14 protein-coding genes and 2 pseudogenes are annotated in these 19,412 nt (G+C 39.1%); 11 read left to right on the top strand and 5 right to left on the bottom strand.

What is annotated here, in order from left to right; genetic code table 11:
* Positions 1-29 precede the first annotated feature (29 nt).
* The 5 genes and pseudogenes from AC0L6R_RS24665 to leuS form a co-directional block, all read right to left on the bottom strand.
* Entirely contained in the window at positions 30-875 is an 846-nt protein-coding gene (locus AC0L6R_RS24665) for an FkbM family methyltransferase (RefSeq protein ID WP_473273534.1), read from the bottom strand.
* On the bottom strand, positions 875-1,945 hold the full coding sequence (locus AC0L6R_RS24660; RefSeq protein WP_473273533.1) for a glycosyltransferase family 4 protein: 1,071 nt from the start codon (positions 1,943-1,945) through the stop codon (positions 875-877). Before AC0L6R_RS24660 ends, AC0L6R_RS24665 begins: the two co-directional genes overlap by 1 nt.
* Positions 1,946-1,960: 15 nt before the next feature.
* The gene (locus AC0L6R_RS24655) at positions 1,961-2,275 is read right to left on the bottom strand and encodes a nucleotidyltransferase domain-containing protein (RefSeq protein ID WP_339869211.1); all 315 of its coding nucleotides are present in this window, start codon (positions 2,273-2,275) and stop codon (positions 1,961-1,963) included.
* On the bottom strand, positions 2,254-2,655 hold the full coding sequence (locus tag AC0L6R_RS24650) for a HEPN domain-containing protein (RefSeq protein WP_339869212.1): 402 nt from the start codon (positions 2,653-2,655) through the stop codon (positions 2,254-2,256). The genes AC0L6R_RS24655 and AC0L6R_RS24650 overlap by 22 nt, the downstream gene beginning before the upstream one ends.
* A 101-nt stretch (positions 2,656-2,756) precedes the next feature.
* Positions 2,757-5,540 (bottom strand): annotated as a pseudogene (leuS, locus tag AC0L6R_RS24645) (leucine--tRNA ligase).
* 147 nt (positions 5,541-5,687) lie between these two features.
* Here leuS and AC0L6R_RS24640 point away from each other — a divergent pair.
* From AC0L6R_RS24640 to AC0L6R_RS24590, 11 genes and pseudogenes are all read left to right on the top strand, one after another.
* A complete protein-coding gene (locus AC0L6R_RS24640; RefSeq protein ID WP_473273532.1) occupies positions 5,688-6,149 on the top strand; it encodes a GNAT family N-acetyltransferase in 462 nt (153 codons plus the stop codon).
* A 135-nt stretch (positions 6,150-6,284) separates the two neighbouring features.
* A pseudogene (locus AC0L6R_RS24635) lies at positions 6,285-6,912 on the top strand (7-carboxy-7-deazaguanine synthase QueE).
* Positions 6,913-6,916: 4 nt separating this feature from the next.
* Complete coding sequence (locus AC0L6R_RS24630) at positions 6,917-8,839, top strand: OmpA family protein (RefSeq protein WP_473273531.1); 1,923 nt, start codon at positions 6,917-6,919, stop codon at positions 8,837-8,839.
* Between the two features lie 449 nt (positions 8,840-9,288).
* Positions 9,289-9,813 carry a carboxypeptidase-like regulatory domain-containing protein gene (locus tag AC0L6R_RS24625; protein WP_473273530.1) on the top strand — a complete coding sequence of 175 codons (525 nt, stop codon included), beginning with the start codon at positions 9,289-9,291 and terminating at the stop codon, positions 9,811-9,813.
* Entirely contained in the window at positions 9,794-10,222 is a 429-nt protein-coding gene (locus AC0L6R_RS24620) for a TonB-dependent receptor plug domain-containing protein (protein ID WP_473273529.1), read from the top strand. The genes AC0L6R_RS24625 and AC0L6R_RS24620 overlap by 20 nt, the downstream gene beginning before the upstream one ends.
* Before the next feature lie 50 nt (positions 10,223-10,272).
* Positions 10,273-12,300: a SusC/RagA family TonB-linked outer membrane protein gene (locus AC0L6R_RS24615; protein ID WP_473273527.1), complete on the top strand. Its 2,028-nt coding sequence runs from the start codon at positions 10,273-10,275 to the stop codon at positions 12,298-12,300.
* A 12-nt stretch (positions 12,301-12,312) separates the two neighbouring features.
* Entirely contained in the window at positions 12,313-13,743 is a 1,431-nt protein-coding gene (locus tag AC0L6R_RS24610) for a RagB/SusD family nutrient uptake outer membrane protein (RefSeq protein WP_473273526.1), read from the top strand.
* 14 nt (positions 13,744-13,757) lie between these two features.
* Positions 13,758-14,606: a hypothetical protein gene (locus AC0L6R_RS24605; RefSeq protein WP_283414918.1), complete on the top strand. Its 849-nt coding sequence runs from the start codon at positions 13,758-13,760 to the stop codon at positions 14,604-14,606.
* A gap of 102 nt (positions 14,607-14,708) precedes the next feature.
* Positions 14,709-18,161, top strand: coding sequence for a S8 family serine peptidase (locus AC0L6R_RS24600; RefSeq protein ID WP_473273525.1), 3,453 nt, complete (start codon positions 14,709-14,711; stop codon positions 18,159-18,161).
* The gene (locus tag AC0L6R_RS24595) at positions 18,161-18,859 is read left to right on the top strand and encodes a hypothetical protein (RefSeq protein WP_283414916.1); all 699 of its coding nucleotides are present in this window, start codon (positions 18,161-18,163) and stop codon (positions 18,857-18,859) included. The genes AC0L6R_RS24600 and AC0L6R_RS24595 overlap by 1 nt, the downstream gene beginning before the upstream one ends.
* Before the next feature lie 115 nt (positions 18,860-18,974).
* Positions 18,975-19,394: a 6-pyruvoyl trahydropterin synthase family protein gene (locus tag AC0L6R_RS24590; RefSeq protein WP_283414915.1), complete on the top strand. Its 420-nt coding sequence runs from the start codon at positions 18,975-18,977 to the stop codon at positions 19,392-19,394.
* Positions 19,395-19,412: the final 18 nt, after the last annotated feature.

Raw genomic sequence — 19,412 nt, 5'->3', positions numbered from 1 at the left:
TAAACTCTGATCCCCAAGTGAGTATAAGGTTACAATTGTTGGGGAGTTGCAAGGATATTGCAGAAATCAGGCAATGTGTCCACCTTGTTCAAAGATCCCCGCAGACCTATTTTTGAAAAAGTATAATTGAATGGCTTCAACAATTCTAAAATATCCTCTGGTAGGTAGCCGCCAGCGATGCATGCGTCCTTATTGATTTCTAGAAGAAGAATTGGAAGGTGCTTTTTTAGTGTTTTGAGAGCTCCTTTGAGAACCTGAAGCTCAGCTCCTTCTACATCTATTTTTAAGAAGTTAACCTTGTTGATTTTCAACTCTTCTATTTGTTCGTCAAGTGTATCAAGCTGAATTTTCCCGAGTTCTATGCTGAATTTATCAGTATTGTAAATGGTGTTTGTACCCTCATTAGAATCTTCGCTTGCGTAGAGTGTTACCTCACCTTTTTTATCCGAAAGGCCAAGTTTCACTGGAGAGATGGTCTTTTGAAAGGATTCGTTAAGTCGGATGTTTGCAGTCAATTGATCGAAAAGCTGACGCATAGGTTCAAATGAAACAACCTTTCCATTTGTGCCTACTTTTCTAGCCGCCCAGAGGGAATACTCTCCTTGATTTGCTCCGACATCTATGAATGTGTCACCTGTTTTCAGATATTTCTCCAATACAAAAATCGGTGCCCAATCATGCGCGCCACGCCAGTAGATTGCATTGCCCATTTGCTTTGCGATGTCCACTTTCATGGCTACTCCTCGAAAGGTGAAATTCCTCCAATCTCCTTCTTTTTTTGAAGAGCCATAGAATTTTCGAAACAATTTAGTGACAAAAAAACCGCCTGGAATCACATATAAATTCCTAGATATTTTACTTAATACTTGTTCCATTAGAGAGTATATGACTTGCCTGTAAATTGCTCCAAAGTCCCGATTAACGTTTGTTCTCTGAGTGCAAGAGAGTAGTTGGCTTGAATATGAAGTCGTGAATTTATGGAAAGTAAATCTTTATTGATAGATCCAAGGGCTTTATCCACCACTAGTATTGCGGCTTCTAGGGATTTCTCACCTAGGATAAACCCTGAATCACCTACGATTTGAGGAATGTGATTCGTATACGATCCGATAGGAATAGCTCCGCAAAGCATGGCTTCACATAAAGCGCAGCCAAATCCTTCAAAACTGGAGAGTTGAAAGTAGAACTCAGTTTTCTGATAACGCTCGAGCAACTCTTCTGGAGATACAAATCCTAAGAAATAAACGTTAGCGGGTATATCTAACTTTATTTCTGAATCATTTATCCCTGCAAAATAGAAGTTACAGGTTGGGTATTTCTCAGCAATCTTTAAAATCAAATCTCCACCTTTCAGCTCAAATTGACTGGATGACATGACGGCCAAAAAGCTATTTGGGATTCTATTAGGCTTTGTAGGAAGTGTCCATTGCGTGTCATCTAATCCATTGTAGATTGTTTTTATGGGTGCCTGTAATTCATGAAAGTGAAAAAGCAGACCTTGCTTTCGAGACTTGATGGCTGGATCGAAAAGCAATTCTGTTTCGATTAGAGATTCACTCACTGGAAAGATCGCATCGGCTCGTCTGTAACTGAAGTTGCAAATTTGCTTTAGAAGATCAATCCTTAAGCTGCCGTAATTGATCTCAGGAATAGAAGCGCAATCAGTACCATGGGTGACTATGAAGACTTTCTTGCCAAAGACCTGCCCAAATACTGTAGCCCAAAAAGCCCAATATCCTCCAAAATTGACAAGGATAAACTCAGCTCCGAAAATGCTGAAAAGCATGGCGAAAAACTGCGCTATGAAATTTAGAGGCGCAAGCTTTTTATTGCCCCAAGGTTGGTTGATTACCCGAACGTTAAAATATTTTGACAAAATCCTGAGATCGCTTTTCACAAAGGACTGCAGGGATGGCGTGATGTACAGGATTTTATTTCGGCTCATTTAGTTTTTTTGGACTCAAATAGCCGTAACCAAATTGATTCCTGTACTTTTAATTTCTAATGCAAACGGGTTTTTGGAGTTGAAATCCTCAGTTTTAATTGGATGCGGCTCAATCCTCAAATCTATTGAACGTCTTAATTTTCGAAGTTCGTTTTGGGTGGAAAAAAAATCATCCATGTGATCTAAAACTAGGGCGATATCCAGGTCACTTTCTTCTTTCTGAGATCCCTTAGAATAAGACCCAAATAGAAAAGCGCTTCTTAACCCAAATTTTTCTGGGATGCATTCAAGGTATTTATTAAGAATATTTATAATTCGCTGATCAGCCATTTCCTAAGTTTTTCTATTCGTTCAATCCAAATTTCTGCAAACTCCTTAGTGCAAAGTTGGTGAAAATCCTGTTTGTAACTATCATAACGAACATTCAGGTTAAATGTAGTGATTTCATCCAGCCAATCTTTTTGCTCTTCAGATGCTTGAAGTTTGGTTTTCATTGCTAACCTAAGCAAGTCATGTATGAATATTGGATGCTTTTTATTTGATTTTACAAAATGTGCCTTCAATAATTTTTCCAAAACCAAATGTCCTATAAAAAGACACCAATCATAATCTTTTGATTTAAATAAGTTCATCATCGTCTGATTGTTTTGATCAGATGAACTCATCCAATAATCGATTACTCCTTGGATATTCTCTATTTTATCAGACATATTATAACAGCCTATTTAATAACTAAAATAGCTCTATTTCTTTATTAAATCAAAAAGGCTCAACCTATTAGATTGAGCCTTCAATAATGTTATTATGGCTATTAAACCACCAGATTCACAATCTTTCGCTGGAACAATTATTATCTTTTTCGGCGCCTTTCCTTCCAGCCATTTCATGACGATTTCATCAGATAAAGCAGCTTCCTGAATCTGATCCTTGCTTAATGAAAGGTCCAGGCTGAGTTTAGTTCTCATTTTACCATTGATCATCACTGGATATTCGAAAGCACTTTCAACGAGATGACTTTCGTCGAAAATAGGGAAAGTAGCATCAGTTATAGAACCTTCGTGTCCAAGTAAATTCCAAAGTTCCTCTGCAATATGTGGTGCATAAGGAGAAACCAAAATCGCAAGTGGTTCCAGAATTCCACGTTTGTTTGATTTCAGTGCGGTAAGCTCATTCACGCAGATCATAAAGCTGGAGACGGAGGTATTGAAAGAGAAATTGGCCATGTCATCTTCCATCTTTTTGATGGCTTTATGAAGTGCTTTGTATTCTTCTTTGCTAGGTTCTGCATCAGAAACTTGGAATTCCCCAGAGCTGGTGTGATATAGATTCCAAAGCTTTCTTAAAAATTTATACACTCCGTCAATTCCGTTTGTATTCCAAGGTTTGAATTGCTCCAAAGGACCCAAGAACATCTCGTACAATCTCAAAGTATCTGCCCCATATCGCTCAATGATATCGTCCGGATTTACCACGTTGTATTTCAGACTTGGACATTTTCTCCACCTCAGATCCGCAAATGTATTTGCCGTCTTCCAAGATGAATTCTGCATCCGCCAAATCAGGTCTCCATGCTTTGAATTTATCTAAGTTCAACTGATCGTTGTAGACAATATTGACGTCCACATGCATGGCAAACGTATCGTACTGGTCTCTCAAGCCATAGCTGACAAATTGGTTCGTGCCCTTTACTCTATATACAAAATTCGATCTACCTTGGATCATCCCTTGGTTGATCATCTTCTGGAATGGCTCATCCACGCTTACTATACCAAGATCGTACAAGAACTTTGTCCAAAATCTGGAATACAGCAGGTGTCCTGTCGCATGCTCGGAACCGCCAATGTACAGATCTACAGAGCCCCAATAGTCAGTTTTTGCTTTGTCGGCTAACTCAGTTTCGTTCTTAGGATCGGTGTATCTGAAGAAATACCAACTTGATCCTGCCCAGCCTGGCATGGTGCTTCTTTCCAGAGGGAATGTCACGTCTCCCTCCGCGGTTTTGTAGTTCCAGTCCGACGCTCGGGCAAGTGGAGGCTCGCCGTCTTCTGTTGGCAAGTATTTATCTACCTCAGGTAAAACCAAAGGCAGGTCTTTTTCTTCTATTAAATAGGGCAGTCCTTCTTTGAAATATACGGGAAGTGGCTCACCCCAATAACGCTGACGGGTGAAAATCGCATCACGCATTCTGTATTGAATCTTGCCTTTTCCGATGCCCTTTTCTTCCAAAAACTCAATGGCTTTGTTCATGGCATCTTTCATGTACAAATTGGAAATGAAGCCGGAATTGATAATCAAGCCGCCTTTTCCAGCGAAAAGAACCTTCCTCCATAGAGCCTTCGATCACTTGTCTGATTTCAAGTCCGAAGTGCTTCGCAAAGTTATAATCCCGCTCATCATGCGCAGGAACGGCCATCACCGCACCAGTTCCATATCCGGCCAATACGTAGTCAGCTACCCAAACTTGGATTTCTTCTCCATTAAATGGATTGATCGCATAAGAGCCAGTGAATGCTCCGGAGATGGTTTTTACATCGCTCATTCGCTCACGCTCTGAGCGGTTTTTGGCTACTTCTATGTATGCTTCAGCTTTTTCGCGTTGATCTTCTGTGATCAGCGCTGCTGCCAGCTCAGATTCCGGGGCCAAAGCCAAATAAGTCACACCGTATATAGTATCCACTCGAGTGGTGAATACTTTGATCTTCTGATCGGAATCTTTTACCTGAAATACCACGTCAGCTCCGATGGATTTGCCAATCCAGTTGCGCTGCATTTCTTTGATTGGTTCTGACCAATCTAATTTTTCCAAACCCTGAAGTAAACGATCTGCATAAGCGGTAATTCTCATTGACCACTGCATCATTTTCTTTCGCTCCACAGGATGCCCACCACGCTCGGAGAAGCCTTCTTTCACTTCATCGTTGGAAAGTACAGTGCCTAAAGCTGCGCACCAGTTCACGGTGGTTTCGGCTAGAAAAGTCAGTCTATATTTAAGGAGTGTTTCTTGTTTCTCTTTTTCAGAATATGCATTCCAATCTGCTGCAGTAAACTTCTCCGTATCCTCATCACAGGCAGCTTTTACGGAAGCATTCCCTTCTTTTTCAAATCGCTCGATCAATGAATCAATGGAAAGTGCTTTGTCCGCATCTAGATCATAGTAGCTATTGAAAAGCTGCATAAAGATCCATTGTGTCCACTTGTAATAATCAGAATTGGAAGTTCTGACTTCTTTACTCCAGTCGAATGCAAAGCCGATGTTCTTCAACTGCTCTGTGTATCTTGCGATGTTTTGCTCGGTAGTGATCGCAGGATGCTGTCCAGTCTGGATGGCATATTGCTCAGCAGGTAGGCCGAAACTATCATAACCCATCGGGTGCAGAACATTGAATCCTTTTAACTTTTTGAATCTTGAGACAATATCTGAAGCAATGTAACCCAGCGGATGACCAACATGTAGTCCCGCTCCAGATGGATATGGGAACATGTCTAGAGAATAAAACTTTGGTTTGTCAGGGTTTACATTGGCCAGGAAAGTTTGGTTCTCTTCCCAGTATGCTTGCCATTTTTTCTCAATGTCCTTAAAAGTGTACTCCGCCATGATTGTGTTTTTTCTAGTTTTTTAGCTGAACGCCTGCAAAAATAGAAAAATTGATGGGCTTTGTGGTTCAAATTCGTAATTCATAAAGACTTGCTGTTTATTTAACGAATCATTTTTACATAACGGAAAGGTTTTTAATAGATTTATTTGTTTACGGAAAAGTGTGATATGGGAAATGTGATTATTCGGAAAGGAAGTATTGAAGATGTTTATTATATCCATAGGCTGATTCCGGAGTTTCCAGAGGAGATTGGGAGTGGCTTTTATGAGAAGCGACTCAAGCTCAAGATGCATTTGGTCTTGGTAGCTGAAGTAGGAGGCCAATTGGCTGGATTTAAAGTTGGTTATGAAAGTAACGAGCCAGAAATGTTTTATTCCTGGATGGGAGGAGTGATACCTCAATTCAGGAAAGCAGGTGTTGCACGTGCTTTGGCTGACAATCAAGAGCGATGGGCTAAGGAAAATGGATTTGTACGGATTTTTTTCAAAACACGGAACAGGTTTCCTGCCATGATCAATTTTGGAATGAGAAGAGGTTTTAAGATTGTGGGGGTGATCAAAAAAGAGTCAGAGGATGATTATAGAATAGTGATGCGGAAGAGCTTCTAGAATTCAAAGGACTGATAAATCGAGTTTGGAATATTACAATTTTGTAATCTTCGAGTTTTTCAATCATAAACCTTACCTTTGCGGCATAATTCACCAGCGGTTCAATTGCCCGCTTTACCAAAAATTCAGATGAATATGAACACAAAGGAGTTAGTGGCGAAAGGATTGGAGCTTCCTTTAATGGAGGCATTTTATACCATACAAGGGGAAGGTAGATTTACTGGGCATCCTGCTTATTTTATCCGGCTTGGAGGCTGTGATGTAGGATGTGTTTGGTGTGATGTAAAAGAGTCATGGGATTCTGGTAAGCTGGCCGGTTCTTTCAATAGAAAAGATTGTGGAGGATGCCTTGGCTTACCCAGGGAGGTTGGTGGTGATTACAGGTGGAGAGCCTTTAATGTATGATTTGGGACCTCTGACATCACTTTTGAAGGAAAAGGGATTTACTACTAATATTGAAACTTCCGGAGCACATCCTTATTCAGGTGATTTTGATTGGGTTTGTTTTTCACCCAAAAAGTTCAAAAAGCCACATCCTTCGATCTACGCAGTAGCAGATGAATTAAAGGTTGTAGTATTTCATCAAAGTGATTTTGCCTTTGCAGAAGAGCATGCTAAGCAGGTGAATTCCAACTGTGAATTGCGCTTACAACCAGAGTGGAGTAAGGCTGAAAAATTTACTCCCGTGATTATAGATTTTGCAAAAAATCATCCAAAATGGAAAATTTCGCTTCAAACTCATAAATTTATGGACATACCCTAAGTCCATGCGCCCAATTTTAGCCGGAATTCTTCTTTTTTTGACAATATCTTTCGCAAATGCGCAAAGCTATTCGATCATTGATGGGAAGGCTATTAAGCTGTATCGGGAGGCAGAAGAGTTTACCCTTTCGCGGCAATACGATTCGGCTATTGAAAAATATCAGGATGCGATCAATAGAGAAGCTTCATTTTTAGAAGCCTATGTAAAATTGGCCCAGCTTCAAATTACGGTGGGGGAATTAGAAAATGCGGAGAAGACCGTTATTGCTGGAAAATCAAGGCTATCCGGTAAGAATGCCACAACTCAGCATAAGGCAGATTTGGGATGGGTTCTGACCCATGTATACTTGAAGCAAGGTAGATTCAAGGAGGCTTACCAGGAATTTGCAGCCACTGACCCATTATTTGACGCATCATTTCGCCGTTTGCCTAATTATCTGGAAATGAAAAGCCAAATGGAGTTTCTTGCTGATCAGTTGGAGAACTTTCGGCAAATTGAAAAGGAGAAATTGCCAGAACCTCTCAATGAGTTTCGACTACAGTATTTTCCTGTATTGACAGCGGATGGTGAACAGATACTTTTCACGAAACGGGACGGAACAGGGAATAATGATAAAGAGGATATTTTTATGGCATTTGTTTCTCCAGATGGAGATTGGTCCAAACCTCAGAGTATAGCACAGACGATTAATTCACCATATAACGAGGGGACCTGCTCGGTCACTGCAGATGGGAATATCCTGATCTACACATCATGTGATGCTCCGGATTCAGAAGGAAGCTGTGACTTGTATATCGCATATAAGATCAATGGGATGTGGCAAAGACCAAGAAATATGGGGAAAAATGTGAATTCGAGATCATGGGATTCTCAGCCATCCTTATCTGCAGATGGTAGGGTTTTGTTTTTCTCATCAAATAGAAAGGGTGGGTTCGGAGGAAATGATATTTGGTATAGTGTGATGCAAAATGACGCAAGCTGGTCCGAAGCTAAAAATCTTGGGGATGTGGTAAATACACCAAAAGATGAAATTTCCCCTTTCATGTTCTTTAATAACGAGATTCTTTTTTTCTCATCTAATGGTCATCCTGGTTTTGGTGGAATGGATATCCAGCTGTCTAAAGTAGTGGATGGGGAGTTTACCAAGCCTGAAAATTTAGGATGGCCAATAAACGATCAATTAGATCAGGTTGCTTTATTTATTACTGCTCAAAAGGACTATGCATACTTTACGGAGCTAACTTCTTCAGAAAAAGAACATGACAGGTCTCTGTTATATAGATTCAAATTTCCTGAGGAGATTTCACTGGGTGAAAATCTTACCGTGACAGAAGGCAAAGTATTTAATTCGGAAACTGGTGAACCAATTGATGCTACTTTATCGCTAGTTTCTCTGGTCAATGACAGCACGCTTTATCAATTCAATTCAGACGGGAAGACCGGTGCATTTACTATGATTTATCCTGAAAAAGCTATATCAGGCCTTTATGTTGAGAAAAAAGGTTATTTACCAAAAATTTATAATGTAGAGCGGGACAATATTAAAAATGTCAAAGATTTAAAAGTAGAGCTTGTTCCAGTAGCAGCTGGGGAGGAGTTCGTTTTTGAAAATGTATTTTTTGAATTTGATGATTATAGCTTAAAACCGGAATCAATATCATCACTGAAGAGGCTAGTAAAATTTTTATCTGAAAATCCAAATGTTAATATTTTGATAATTGGACATACGGACAATGTGGGTAGCACAAATTATAATCAAACACTTAGTTTACAGCGCGCAAAAAGTGTTCAGCAATACCTTACTAGTCAAGGTTTTCATCATGGAAGAGTCTTAGTAGAGGGGAAAGGGGATAAGGATCCAATGGTCAAAAACGATAGTCCTGAAAACAAAGCTTTAAATCGTAGAATCACCATTAAGGTATTATAAGAAGGGGGGAATGTTAATATTCTGTTACTAAAATCCCTCTTAAATCCAACTATTTAGTAAATTCCAAAACTAATAGCGCTATTATAGGTCTTATTTTTTTGACCGATTCAAATTTAAATTTCTTTTAATTGCTATTTTAAGCAATAATAGAGATGATTTTCGGTGTTATGATTATTAATATTCTGCATAAAAGGAAAATTTTGGAATTTAAATTGTTTTAATAATAACCTAAGAAAATTTCCTAATTGTTAAATAATTTTTACAAAAAATTAACTTTTGTTAACGTTTGAATGGCAGAACAAAAGTTTGTTAATTGGTTATTTTTTGACTGAATCCAATTTTAATTCTGTTAAATCTTTAAAAAATAGATTTATATTAAATTCTTAACTCTATTTACAGGTTAAATATGTAACCTGCTGCTTTGCGATATTGCATCAATAAGAATATCATTGGGTAAATATAAACCAAATCATATCACTTATGAAGAAAATTTTACTCCTAGGGCTTTCGCTATTCCTGTAGGTGCTGTGGCATTTGCACAGGGGCGTAGAGTAACCGGAATAGTAACTTCAGCAGAAGATGGTCAACCAATCCCAGGTGCAACCGTCCTCGTTAAAGGTACTACTGTTGGTACTGCCACAGATCTTGATGGCAAGTATTCGTTAAACATTCCCGATGGTGGAACAGTTTTGGTGATTAGTTTCATTGGAACAACCACTCAAGAAATCAACATTGGTCAAAAATCTGTTATCGATGTAACTTTGCAGCCTGATTTTCAGAGCCTGAGCGAAGTAGTGGTAACATCATATGGAGATCAATCAAAAAGAGAGATTACGGGGGCTATATCATCTGTAAAAGGTGAAATCTTCGAAAATCTTCCAGTTCAATCGTTTGACCGTGCTATGCAAGGTCGAGTTGCTGGTGTTCAAGTGACTTCTACTTCTGGTCAGCCAGGTGGGTATTCTGAATGTTAGAATCCGAGGTGTTGGTTCTATCAACGCCGGTAATGATCCACTTTACATAGTTGATGGTGTCCAGGTAAACAATGGTGGTCTTTCCGGCCAAGGTTCCCAGAACGCACTAGCATCAATCAACCCTAATGACATCGAGTCGATTGAAGTTCTTAAAGACGCAGCCGCTGCTGCAATTTATGGAGCTCAGGCTGCAAATGGTGTTGTTTTGATCAATACTAAAAGAGGTAAGAAAGGTAAATCACAAGTTAAAGTTTCTGTTCAAGAAGGAATTGTTCAGCCAATCAATCTTTATGATGTGATGGACGCCTCCCAATTGGCTGGAATCAAAAGAGTAGCTTACCAAAACCGTGGTTTGGCTACTTCTGGATCAGATGCGACTTATGGTAATCCAGAAGATCCTGAATCTTGAGTCTTATGATTGGCTAGATGCTCTTTATAGAGAAGGTAGACTGAGTGTTTATGATATTTCTGTCTCTGGAGGAGATGAGAAAAACTACATTCTTCCTTTCAGGGTCATATACTAAGCAGGAAGGTCAAATTCAAATGTCGGATTACGATAGAGCTACTGGTAGATTGAATGTTACTCACAGACCTACGAAAAATCTAACTGTATCAGCTAATCTCTCTTTGGCTTTCCAAAACACAAATGGATCAATCGATAGAGGAAATTTTGTAAATGGTCCATTCGTAGCTGGTTTTTCAGCTCGTCCTAATGTTCCAATTTATAATGAGGATGGGACTTTTGCCCCTTATCCATCAAATCACCTGTTTGGATACAATATTGTACAAGGTGTATACGAAGAATTGAGAAGTGGTAAAACAGTACAGACAGTTTCTAACCTGCAGTTGAACTATCAATTTGCTCCATGGTTAAGCTGGACTTCTTACTTTGGACTTGATTTCTCCGACAATGCGGATATCAATAACAGACCATCTACGATTCCGGTGTTTTCTTCTTATGGAGGAGCTTCAACTTTTACAGCTAGAAGAAATACAAACTTAAATACCAACCACAATTTTAATTTCAATAAGAAATTTAACGACGTTCATACTGTGTCCGGTATCTTAGGTTTTGAGTACAAAGGGTCTCAGTCTGATTTGCAAACTGCAACTGGTAGAGGATTCCCAAATCCTACATTGATTTATTTAAATAATGCTGCTACTCCATTCTCAGTAGGTAGTTCATACACTGAATACAAGAGAGCTGGTTTCTTCGGTCAGGCAAAATATGATTATGATGACCGATACACAGCAGACGTTACATTGAGAAGAGATGGTCACTCTAGATTTGGTGAGCAAAACAGATGGGGTACTTTCTATGCAGTTTCTGCAGGATGGAGACTTTCTTCTGAAGCATTCCTTCAGGATGTTACTTGGTTGGACAACTTAAGAGTAAGAGCATCCTACGGGGTAACTGGTAACTCTGATATTGCCAATTTTGCTTCAAGATCTTTAGTAGGGTCTTCAGGACAATATTTAGGTCAAGGAGGATTGACATTGACTCAATTGGGTAATGACCTATTGACTTGGGAAGAAGCAGAATCTATCAACCTCGGTTTAGATGCAACTTTGTTCAATGGAAGAATTATCACAACTGTTGAGTTTTGGAGAAAGAATTCTCAAGCACTTCTATTTAATACCCCTCTTCCTACTGATTCAGGTTTCGGATCAATCACTAGAAACTCAGGAGAAGTAAGAAACCAAGGTATTGATCTTGATGTGCAAACAGTGAACGTTGTAGCAGGGAAATTCCAGTGGAGCACTGGTTTCAATATCACTTTCCTTGAGAATGAATTAATATCACTTTATGATGGTCTAGATCGTATTGGTAACGATTTGATTGTTGGAAAACCTATATCGTTTTTCTATACAAATAAATATTTGGGAGTTAACCCTGCAAATGGTAGAGCGATGTATGATGATGGGACTGGAACTGGGAATTTTACTTATGTGACGGGTCAAAGTACCTTGGACTACAGAGGAAGCGTTTTGCCTTCTAGCTACGGAGGACTTTCTAATACTTTCACTTATGGACCAGTATCACTTGAAGTGTTCTTCCAATACCAGTTCGGGAATTTAGCCACCAACTCAGATTTGTATAATCTTTCCAACTGGGGATCTGGCACGGGTAATATGACAGTAGATCAGTTAGACTATTGGACACAACCAGGCGATATCACAACTGTAGGAAGACCTTATGAAGGCGGTCAAGAACCAGGGACTTCAAATATCAACACATTCTCTACTCGATTAATAAGTGATGGAGGATATATAAGATTGAAGCAAGTGACATTAAACTATACTTTAGGTGCTGCAACTGCAAGTAAAATAGGTATGGCAAGCGCTTCTATATTCGTTCAAGGGTTGAATTTGGCGACTTTTACTAAGTATAACGGAATTGATCCAGAGGCGAACTCTATCGGAAGTACTTACGGAGCATATCCAAATGCACGTCAGATTTCTGCTGGTATCAATCTTAACTTCTAATTAGAAATAGGAATGAAAAATTATATAAAAATCATTGCGCTTGGTTCTGTACTATCTCTGGCATCTTGTTCAGATTTATTGGAAACTGAACCAAGACAAAGTTTAACTCCAGAGTCTGCACTTTCAGACGTGGATGGTTATGAATCACTATTGGCGGCATCTTACGGTGGTGCAAGAGCGTTTGGCGCTTACGGACAGACGTTAATGATTGCACCTGAAATAATGGCTGATAATTTAAGAATTATCGCAAATACAGGTCGATACATTGGTCAGGAAGTAAATGCAGACAGAGCGCATATGTCGCTCTGGGGTAATTATAGTTCAATTAATGAAACAAATATTATCCTTGCAGGTATTGATGATGTTGAAGGGGACGCTACCAGAAAGAATAGAATTAAAGGTGAAGCTCTTTTCTTGAGAGCTTTATATTATTTCGATTTGGCTAAAGTCTATGGCTATGAGCCAGGTAAAGAGGTAGATGGTTGGAATAATTCTGTGATTATCAGAACTGAGCCTACCTTAGGCTTTTCTGATGCAGATTTTAGAGCTAGATCTACCAATAGACAAGTTTATGATCAGATTGAGTCTGACTTGAGTACTGCAATTGGTTTACTTCCATCAGCTGCAAAAGGAACAGCAGGAATTTACAGAGTGACCAAAGGAGCTGCTGAAGCGCTTCTTGCGAGAGTTTATTTGTATGATTCTAAATTTTCTGAAGCTGCCTCAATGGCAACACAAGCGATGGCTACGTTTGGCCTTGGGAATGATGGTACTGGGCTAGCAACACCTGCTAATTATGTGTCAAGCTTTTCTACTTATCCTAATCCTGAATCTCTATTTGAAGTGGAAATCAGATCTGTGGATTGGTCAACAGTAGATGGTGTGAATAACTCCATGTGTACGCTTACAGCTAATGTTTTCAGTAGTGCGCAATTTATTGTAACTGCATCAAACGAATTGCTTGCAGCCTATGAGACAGGAGACGTAAGACGAAATACTTGGACTGAGACTACTCGTTCTGGTGCAACAGGAACAGTTTACAGGTCAAACAAATGGTTAGGTACTAAGGGTGATTTTCTTGAAAATCTACCGATTATTAGAGCTGCAGAGCTTTACCTAATCAGAGCTGAGGCTAGATTTAGAACTAGTGATGCTGCCGGATCGCGATCAGATTTGAATGCTCTTAGAACTAACAGAGGATTGCCTGCAGTCGATGGCGGATTGTCTGGAGATGCATTGTTTAATCAGATTATGACTGAAAGAAGACTTGAATTTGCAGTAGAAGGTCATAGATGGTTCGATCTAAAAAGAAATGGCCTTACCATTACTAAGCATGGTGACAATGAGCCAGTTCCTTATTCGGATTATAGACTTCTTGCCCCACTTCCTCAGGATCAGGTACAATTAAATGAGCTGTTGGTAGATAACCCAGGTTATAACTAAAACCGGAAAAAATAATGAAAAGCAATAAAATATATATATTTCTAGCAATGCTCGTCGCTACGCTGACGACCACTGCTTGTTTTGATGATCAGGGTGTTGATACCTTCTTTGATGGAAATCAGGTTGAGTTCAACGCTGCAAATCTTCCTAATGGATTGACTCAATCCTTTGTGAGATTGAATTCTTCGCAAACAGATGTGTTGAATGTTCAAATCAACAGAGTTTCTACTTCAGGTAGTGCTGCAATTACAGTTAATATAGAGGCAGATCCTACTTCAACAGCAGTTGAAGGTGTTCATTATAGATTGGATTCCAAATCTATAACAATTGGTTCTGGTGAGTTTGTTTCTAACTTACCAGTCACCGTGTTAACAGGGAATATTGATCCATCTGAGACACCTGATTTGATTTTGAACATCACTAGCGCTACTGGTGCAGAAGTTTCTTCCAATTATGGTTCTTTGACTGTAGCTATTCGTGTTATCTGTCCTTCAGATTTAGCTGGTACTTACTCTGTTTTCTGGGAGCAACTCCAACTCGGAGATGGAGCTGGTGGTGCAGATCAAACAACTACAGATTTTGTTATAGCTTCCGCTAGCACGATGTCGTTTGGAGTTGCAGGTACCGGTTTGTACAATATGGACGATATGTCTTTTGGAATGTACCCTGGCCTTTATAATGATTCAAAGCCAACTGGATCTATCCGAGATAACTGCGATGTCCTAACAGGTTCTGCATCTAATGCAGATAGATTTGGTGATCCTTTCACTATCTCTGGTGTAGTAAATGAGGATGGTACTATTACCATTATTTGGTCAAATACTTGGGGAGATGGTGGTACAGTAGTCCTTACCAAAGTCTAGAATCTCTTTTAATTCATAATAAAGGGGGCTTTTTAGCCCCCTTTTTTTTAAACTTTAATTAGTTCTAAAACGTTGATAAACTGGTTTATGGATAATAGATTGATGAGATCAATACTTGTAGTTTTACTATTGGGTTTAAGCATTGCGTTAGTTAAAGCCCAACAGTTTGTCAATTCTCCTTCTCTTTTGGAGGAAAGGGATGTTATATCAAAGGATTTCAATTTGAATTTCCCTTCTTTTTATCTCAAAAAAGAAGCTATAAAACAAAAAGCTAATCAATTAGGAATTCCCTATCTACTTAAATTACAAGATGGGCAAGTAGCTGAGCTTAATTATTTTGACGAAAGCAATGCGCCCGTATATTACACTACGTTTAACACTCGGGCTGCAATCACTACTTCTACCAATGCTCTTCAGCAAGGAGGGAGTCTGGCACTGAATCTTACGGGAAAAGGGATGACTGTTGGGATATATGATCAGACACGACCAAAAGCTAACCATGTTGAATTCCAGGATCGACTTACACAGGTTGATGGTTCTACCGAGGTAATTAGTAACCATGCAACACACGTTGCGGGTACAATAATGGCAGCTGGAATCAATGCAAATGCAAAGGGCATGGCTAATGAAAGTACTGGTTGGGCTTTTAACTGGGAAAGTGATCTCTCTAAAATGAATTTGAATGCCTATGATCCGATTACTCAAACCGACGGACATTTAGTTTCTAATCATTCCTATGGAATAGTGGTGGGGTGGTATCGAAATGCAAGTAATGCTTGGGTTTGGTCAGGAAACGCAGCAGTCGATCCTGATGAGGATTACCGATTTGGTTTTTATTCTTCTAAAAGTAGAGGTATAGACGAATTGGCTTTTGCTAAGCCCTATTATACGATTGTTTGGGCTGCTGGTAATGATAGATCTGACTCTGGTGATGGAACAAGAGATCCTGATGGACCCGATGACACAATTGGACCAGAAGGGGTTGCTAAAAACGTAATAACGGTAGGTGCGGTAAGTAATATTAATGAATATACAGGACCTCAGGATGTTGCAATAAGTAGTTTTTCTAGCGTTGGACCAGTAGATGACGGCAGAATAAAACCAGATGTAGTGGGCATGGGGGTAAGTGTATTTAGTTCGGCTATAGCTGATGGCGGTGCGACAGATTCTTATGCTTCCCTCAGCGGTACATCAATGGCATCACCAAATGTTACAGGTTCACTCCTGTTGCTCCAGCAATTATTTGCTCAACGAAACGCAGGCAGATATATGTGGGCATCTACCTTAAAAGCCCTCATGATAAATACTACGAAAGAGGCTGGTAATAACCCTGGTCCAGATTACGTATATGGATGGGGGCTGCTAAATACAAAAGGGGCTGCGGAAATTATACTAAATGAGAATGGAAGTTCAGATGTGATTCGTGAAGAAAATCTTACTCAGGGAGCTGTTTTCGAAAATGAATTTGTATCAGATGGGATTCAACCAATTCGGATCACGATTGCTTGGACAGATCCTGCAGGGAACCCAGCTTCGCCGTCATTAAATCCTCAAAAATTGATGTTGGTAAATGATTTGGATTTAAGAATCATAGATGAAGAGGGCAAAACCTTTTTTCCTTACACACTTAACCCTGCTGTGAGACTTTCTGCTATTGCAGAAACAGATAAGGACAATTTTAGAGATAATGTCGAGCAAATTTATATTCCCAACCCAAAGCCACAACGCTATAAAGTAATTGTTACCCATAAAGGAGAATTGATAAACGGAATTCAGGATTTCTCTATGGTAATGAAAGCAGGTACCTCGGATGGGGCTTCTGAGACATTGTATTGGATAGGTAATTCCGGAGGAGATTGGAATAATCCATCTAACTGGTCATCCACTGCCAATGGTTCTACTGCTAATAAGATTCCTTCTTTAGGAACAAGAGTGGTTTTTGAAGGCGCTTCTGCCAGTCCCCTTGTGGTCAATTTCCCTGTTGATGCCAATGCGTTTAGTGTAAACCTATTTGGTAGCCAATCAGTATCAATGAATTTGAATGGAAATGATATCGTGGTTTCTAATGGTTTTAGAGTTAGTAATCAACTTACCGAAATTAGAAACGGTAAAATTGTTTTTATTAACCCTACTATAAATGAGCAGCTAGTTGAGTTAGGTAAAACACTATTTGAAAATGTTGAATTAAATTTCGAATCTGGTAATTGGCAGTTGTTGCAGGCTGAAAATCTAGATAAGGTATCAATTTCAAATGCGAATCTTACAGTATCAATACCGCGATTGAGTTTAAACTCCCTTTCGTTGACTTCCTCTTCGGAACTTTCGGGGGATTTCGAGCAAATAGAATTTAAAACTAGCGTCTTGATCGCTAATAATTCCATTCTTAAAGAAGGAGTTGATTTGGAGTTTAGCGGGGAAAGCGGTCTCTTTGAAAATACCTCTTCAAGGGATTTCGCTAACCTAGTAATAAGTTCGGGTGTTTTGAATGTTTCTTCAGACGGCTTCCAGAATTTAGAAATTCAGAATGGTAAAATGATTCAAACTGCAGCTTCCCTTGAGTTGGAAGATTTGAAACTTGGTGCAGGTTCTCAGTTGGACTTGAATCAGTCTGGCGAAATTTCTGTGTTGAATACGATAACAGTTGATGCAACTTCTACTGCTAATGCTGAAATAACAGCCACAGATAAAGGAACGATTGTTCACGATGAATACAGAAAATATTGCTTTGAGAACCTCAATATATCTAATGTAGACCTAGAGGGAGCTTCAATTATTAATCTTGGTAGCAATGCCTCACTTTCAAATTCGGATGGATGGCTAGCACAAAATTGCGAGGATGTTTTGTTTGCCAACTTTATAAGTAACTACACGTGTGTAGGCGCTGCATCTGAATTTAAGAATCTTAGTGAAGGGTCAATTTCAGAATATTTATGGGATTTCGGAGGACTAGGTTCTTCTACTAATGCTAATCCTATATTCGTTTTTGAGCAGCCTGGAGATTATTTGGTTACATTGACTATTACAAATGATTCTGGATCAACAGAATTTGATCAATTAGTAACTGTAGTCGAAAATGATTTGCTTAAGCCGAATATTGTTGCAAATGGCAATGTTCTTACCTCTCAGCAGTCCGGGTCCTCTTATCAATGGTATCTCAATGAAGTTAAACTAGAAGGAGCTACAAATAGATCCATTCAAGCTTCGGGAGATGGCCGTTATCAGGTTGCAATCTTTGACGATGATTGTAATAGGATCTCTGAACCAACTGTCATTTCTGCAATTCCTGATAATGAGTCAGAATTAAGTCGGTTTGGAGTGTTTATTGGGCCAATTCCTACATCGGATAAATTGAGTATAAACATTTCTAATAACTATAGAGGTAATGTTGAAGTGCAGCTTATTGATCTTACAGGCCGAATCTACCTTTCGCAAAGTGCCATTAAATCTGACGATGAATTGAATTTTGAACTCTTAATGACTGGTCCATCGGGATTATATATCCTGAAGATTAACACAAATAATTTGACACTAAATAAAAAAGTAATTAAAAACTAATGAAAAATATCCTACTGGTTGCAACCCTTTTTTGTTCCCATTTTGCAGTAGCACAAATATCCAATATTAATATGAATGGAGCTCCCGCTCGGTTAAATTCTTACACCGATATAGATGGTTCTCCTTACCTTTTCGACGATTGGTCAACGGCTGATATAGGCTTTACCAATGCAGGGCTTAAAGAAAAGGTTTCATATAGGTTTAACATTCATGACAATGAATTAGAAGTTATCAACGAAGCTGGTAATAAAATTTATCTGAATAAAGATTATGTGGAATATGCAATCCTTACTAGGCCTTCTATTCAATTGACAAATAATAACACTGGAATGCTAACCAGTTTGTTGGTGAAAAAAGGCTTTGACTTTGTCCCTAACCTTGGGCCAAAAGATCTAGTGAATGTGATTGCTGAGGGGAAAAACTATACGTTGATAAGGAGATTTTATTCGGACTTAGTGACACCACCTAAAAACAGCTATGCTGTGACAGCTGGTAGAATGTTTGTGTTTGAAGAGAGTTTTTACTTAATAGATTCTGAGGAGAACGTCCAGAGTGTTCGGGATAACACAAGAAATATTCTCAAAGCTTTAAATGAAAAAGATCAGGATATAGGAAAGGAAATAGTGAAGAAAAATGATCTAAACCTAAGTAGAGAAGATCATTTGACCATATTCTTTCAAAAACTCAACGAATTATAAGCAAGATTCACTAGAAAAGCCCGCTACCAAACGGGCTTTTCTTTTGGTGTTCAGGGGCTAGTCTTTCGAATAATATCTACTTTTTGGCTAACTTCGCCCCGAATTTCAAAATGCTATGATTTACGTTTGTAGAAAAGAACATTTCAATGCCGCCCACAAACTTTGGAATCCGAAGTGGTCAGATGAAAGAAATGTGGAGGTATTTGGGCCTTGCGCCAATGTTAACTGGCATGGTCATAATTTTGAGTTGATCGTGATGGTGAAGGGCTTGCCAGATCCAGATACGGGGTTTGTGGTGGATCTAAAAAAATTGAGTACCATAATCAGAAATTTGGTGATTGAGAAGGTAGATCACAAGAACCTAAATGTGGACGTCGATTTTATGCAAGGCAAATTGGCGAGTTGTGAAAATCTTATCATGGAGTTTTGGAAGATACTTGAGCCAGCCGTGAAAGAAATTACTTCGCACGGGGGACTACATAAACTTACTCTTTACGAGACTCCAAGGAATTTTGTGGAGTACTTTGGAGAGTGACAATTTTGTGAATTGTAA

It is taken from the genome of Algoriphagus sp. 10J20-15, assembly GCF_055809615.1.
The sequence above is the reverse complement of the archived record's forward strand: the minus strand, read 5'-3'. Positions and strand labels throughout refer to the sequence as shown.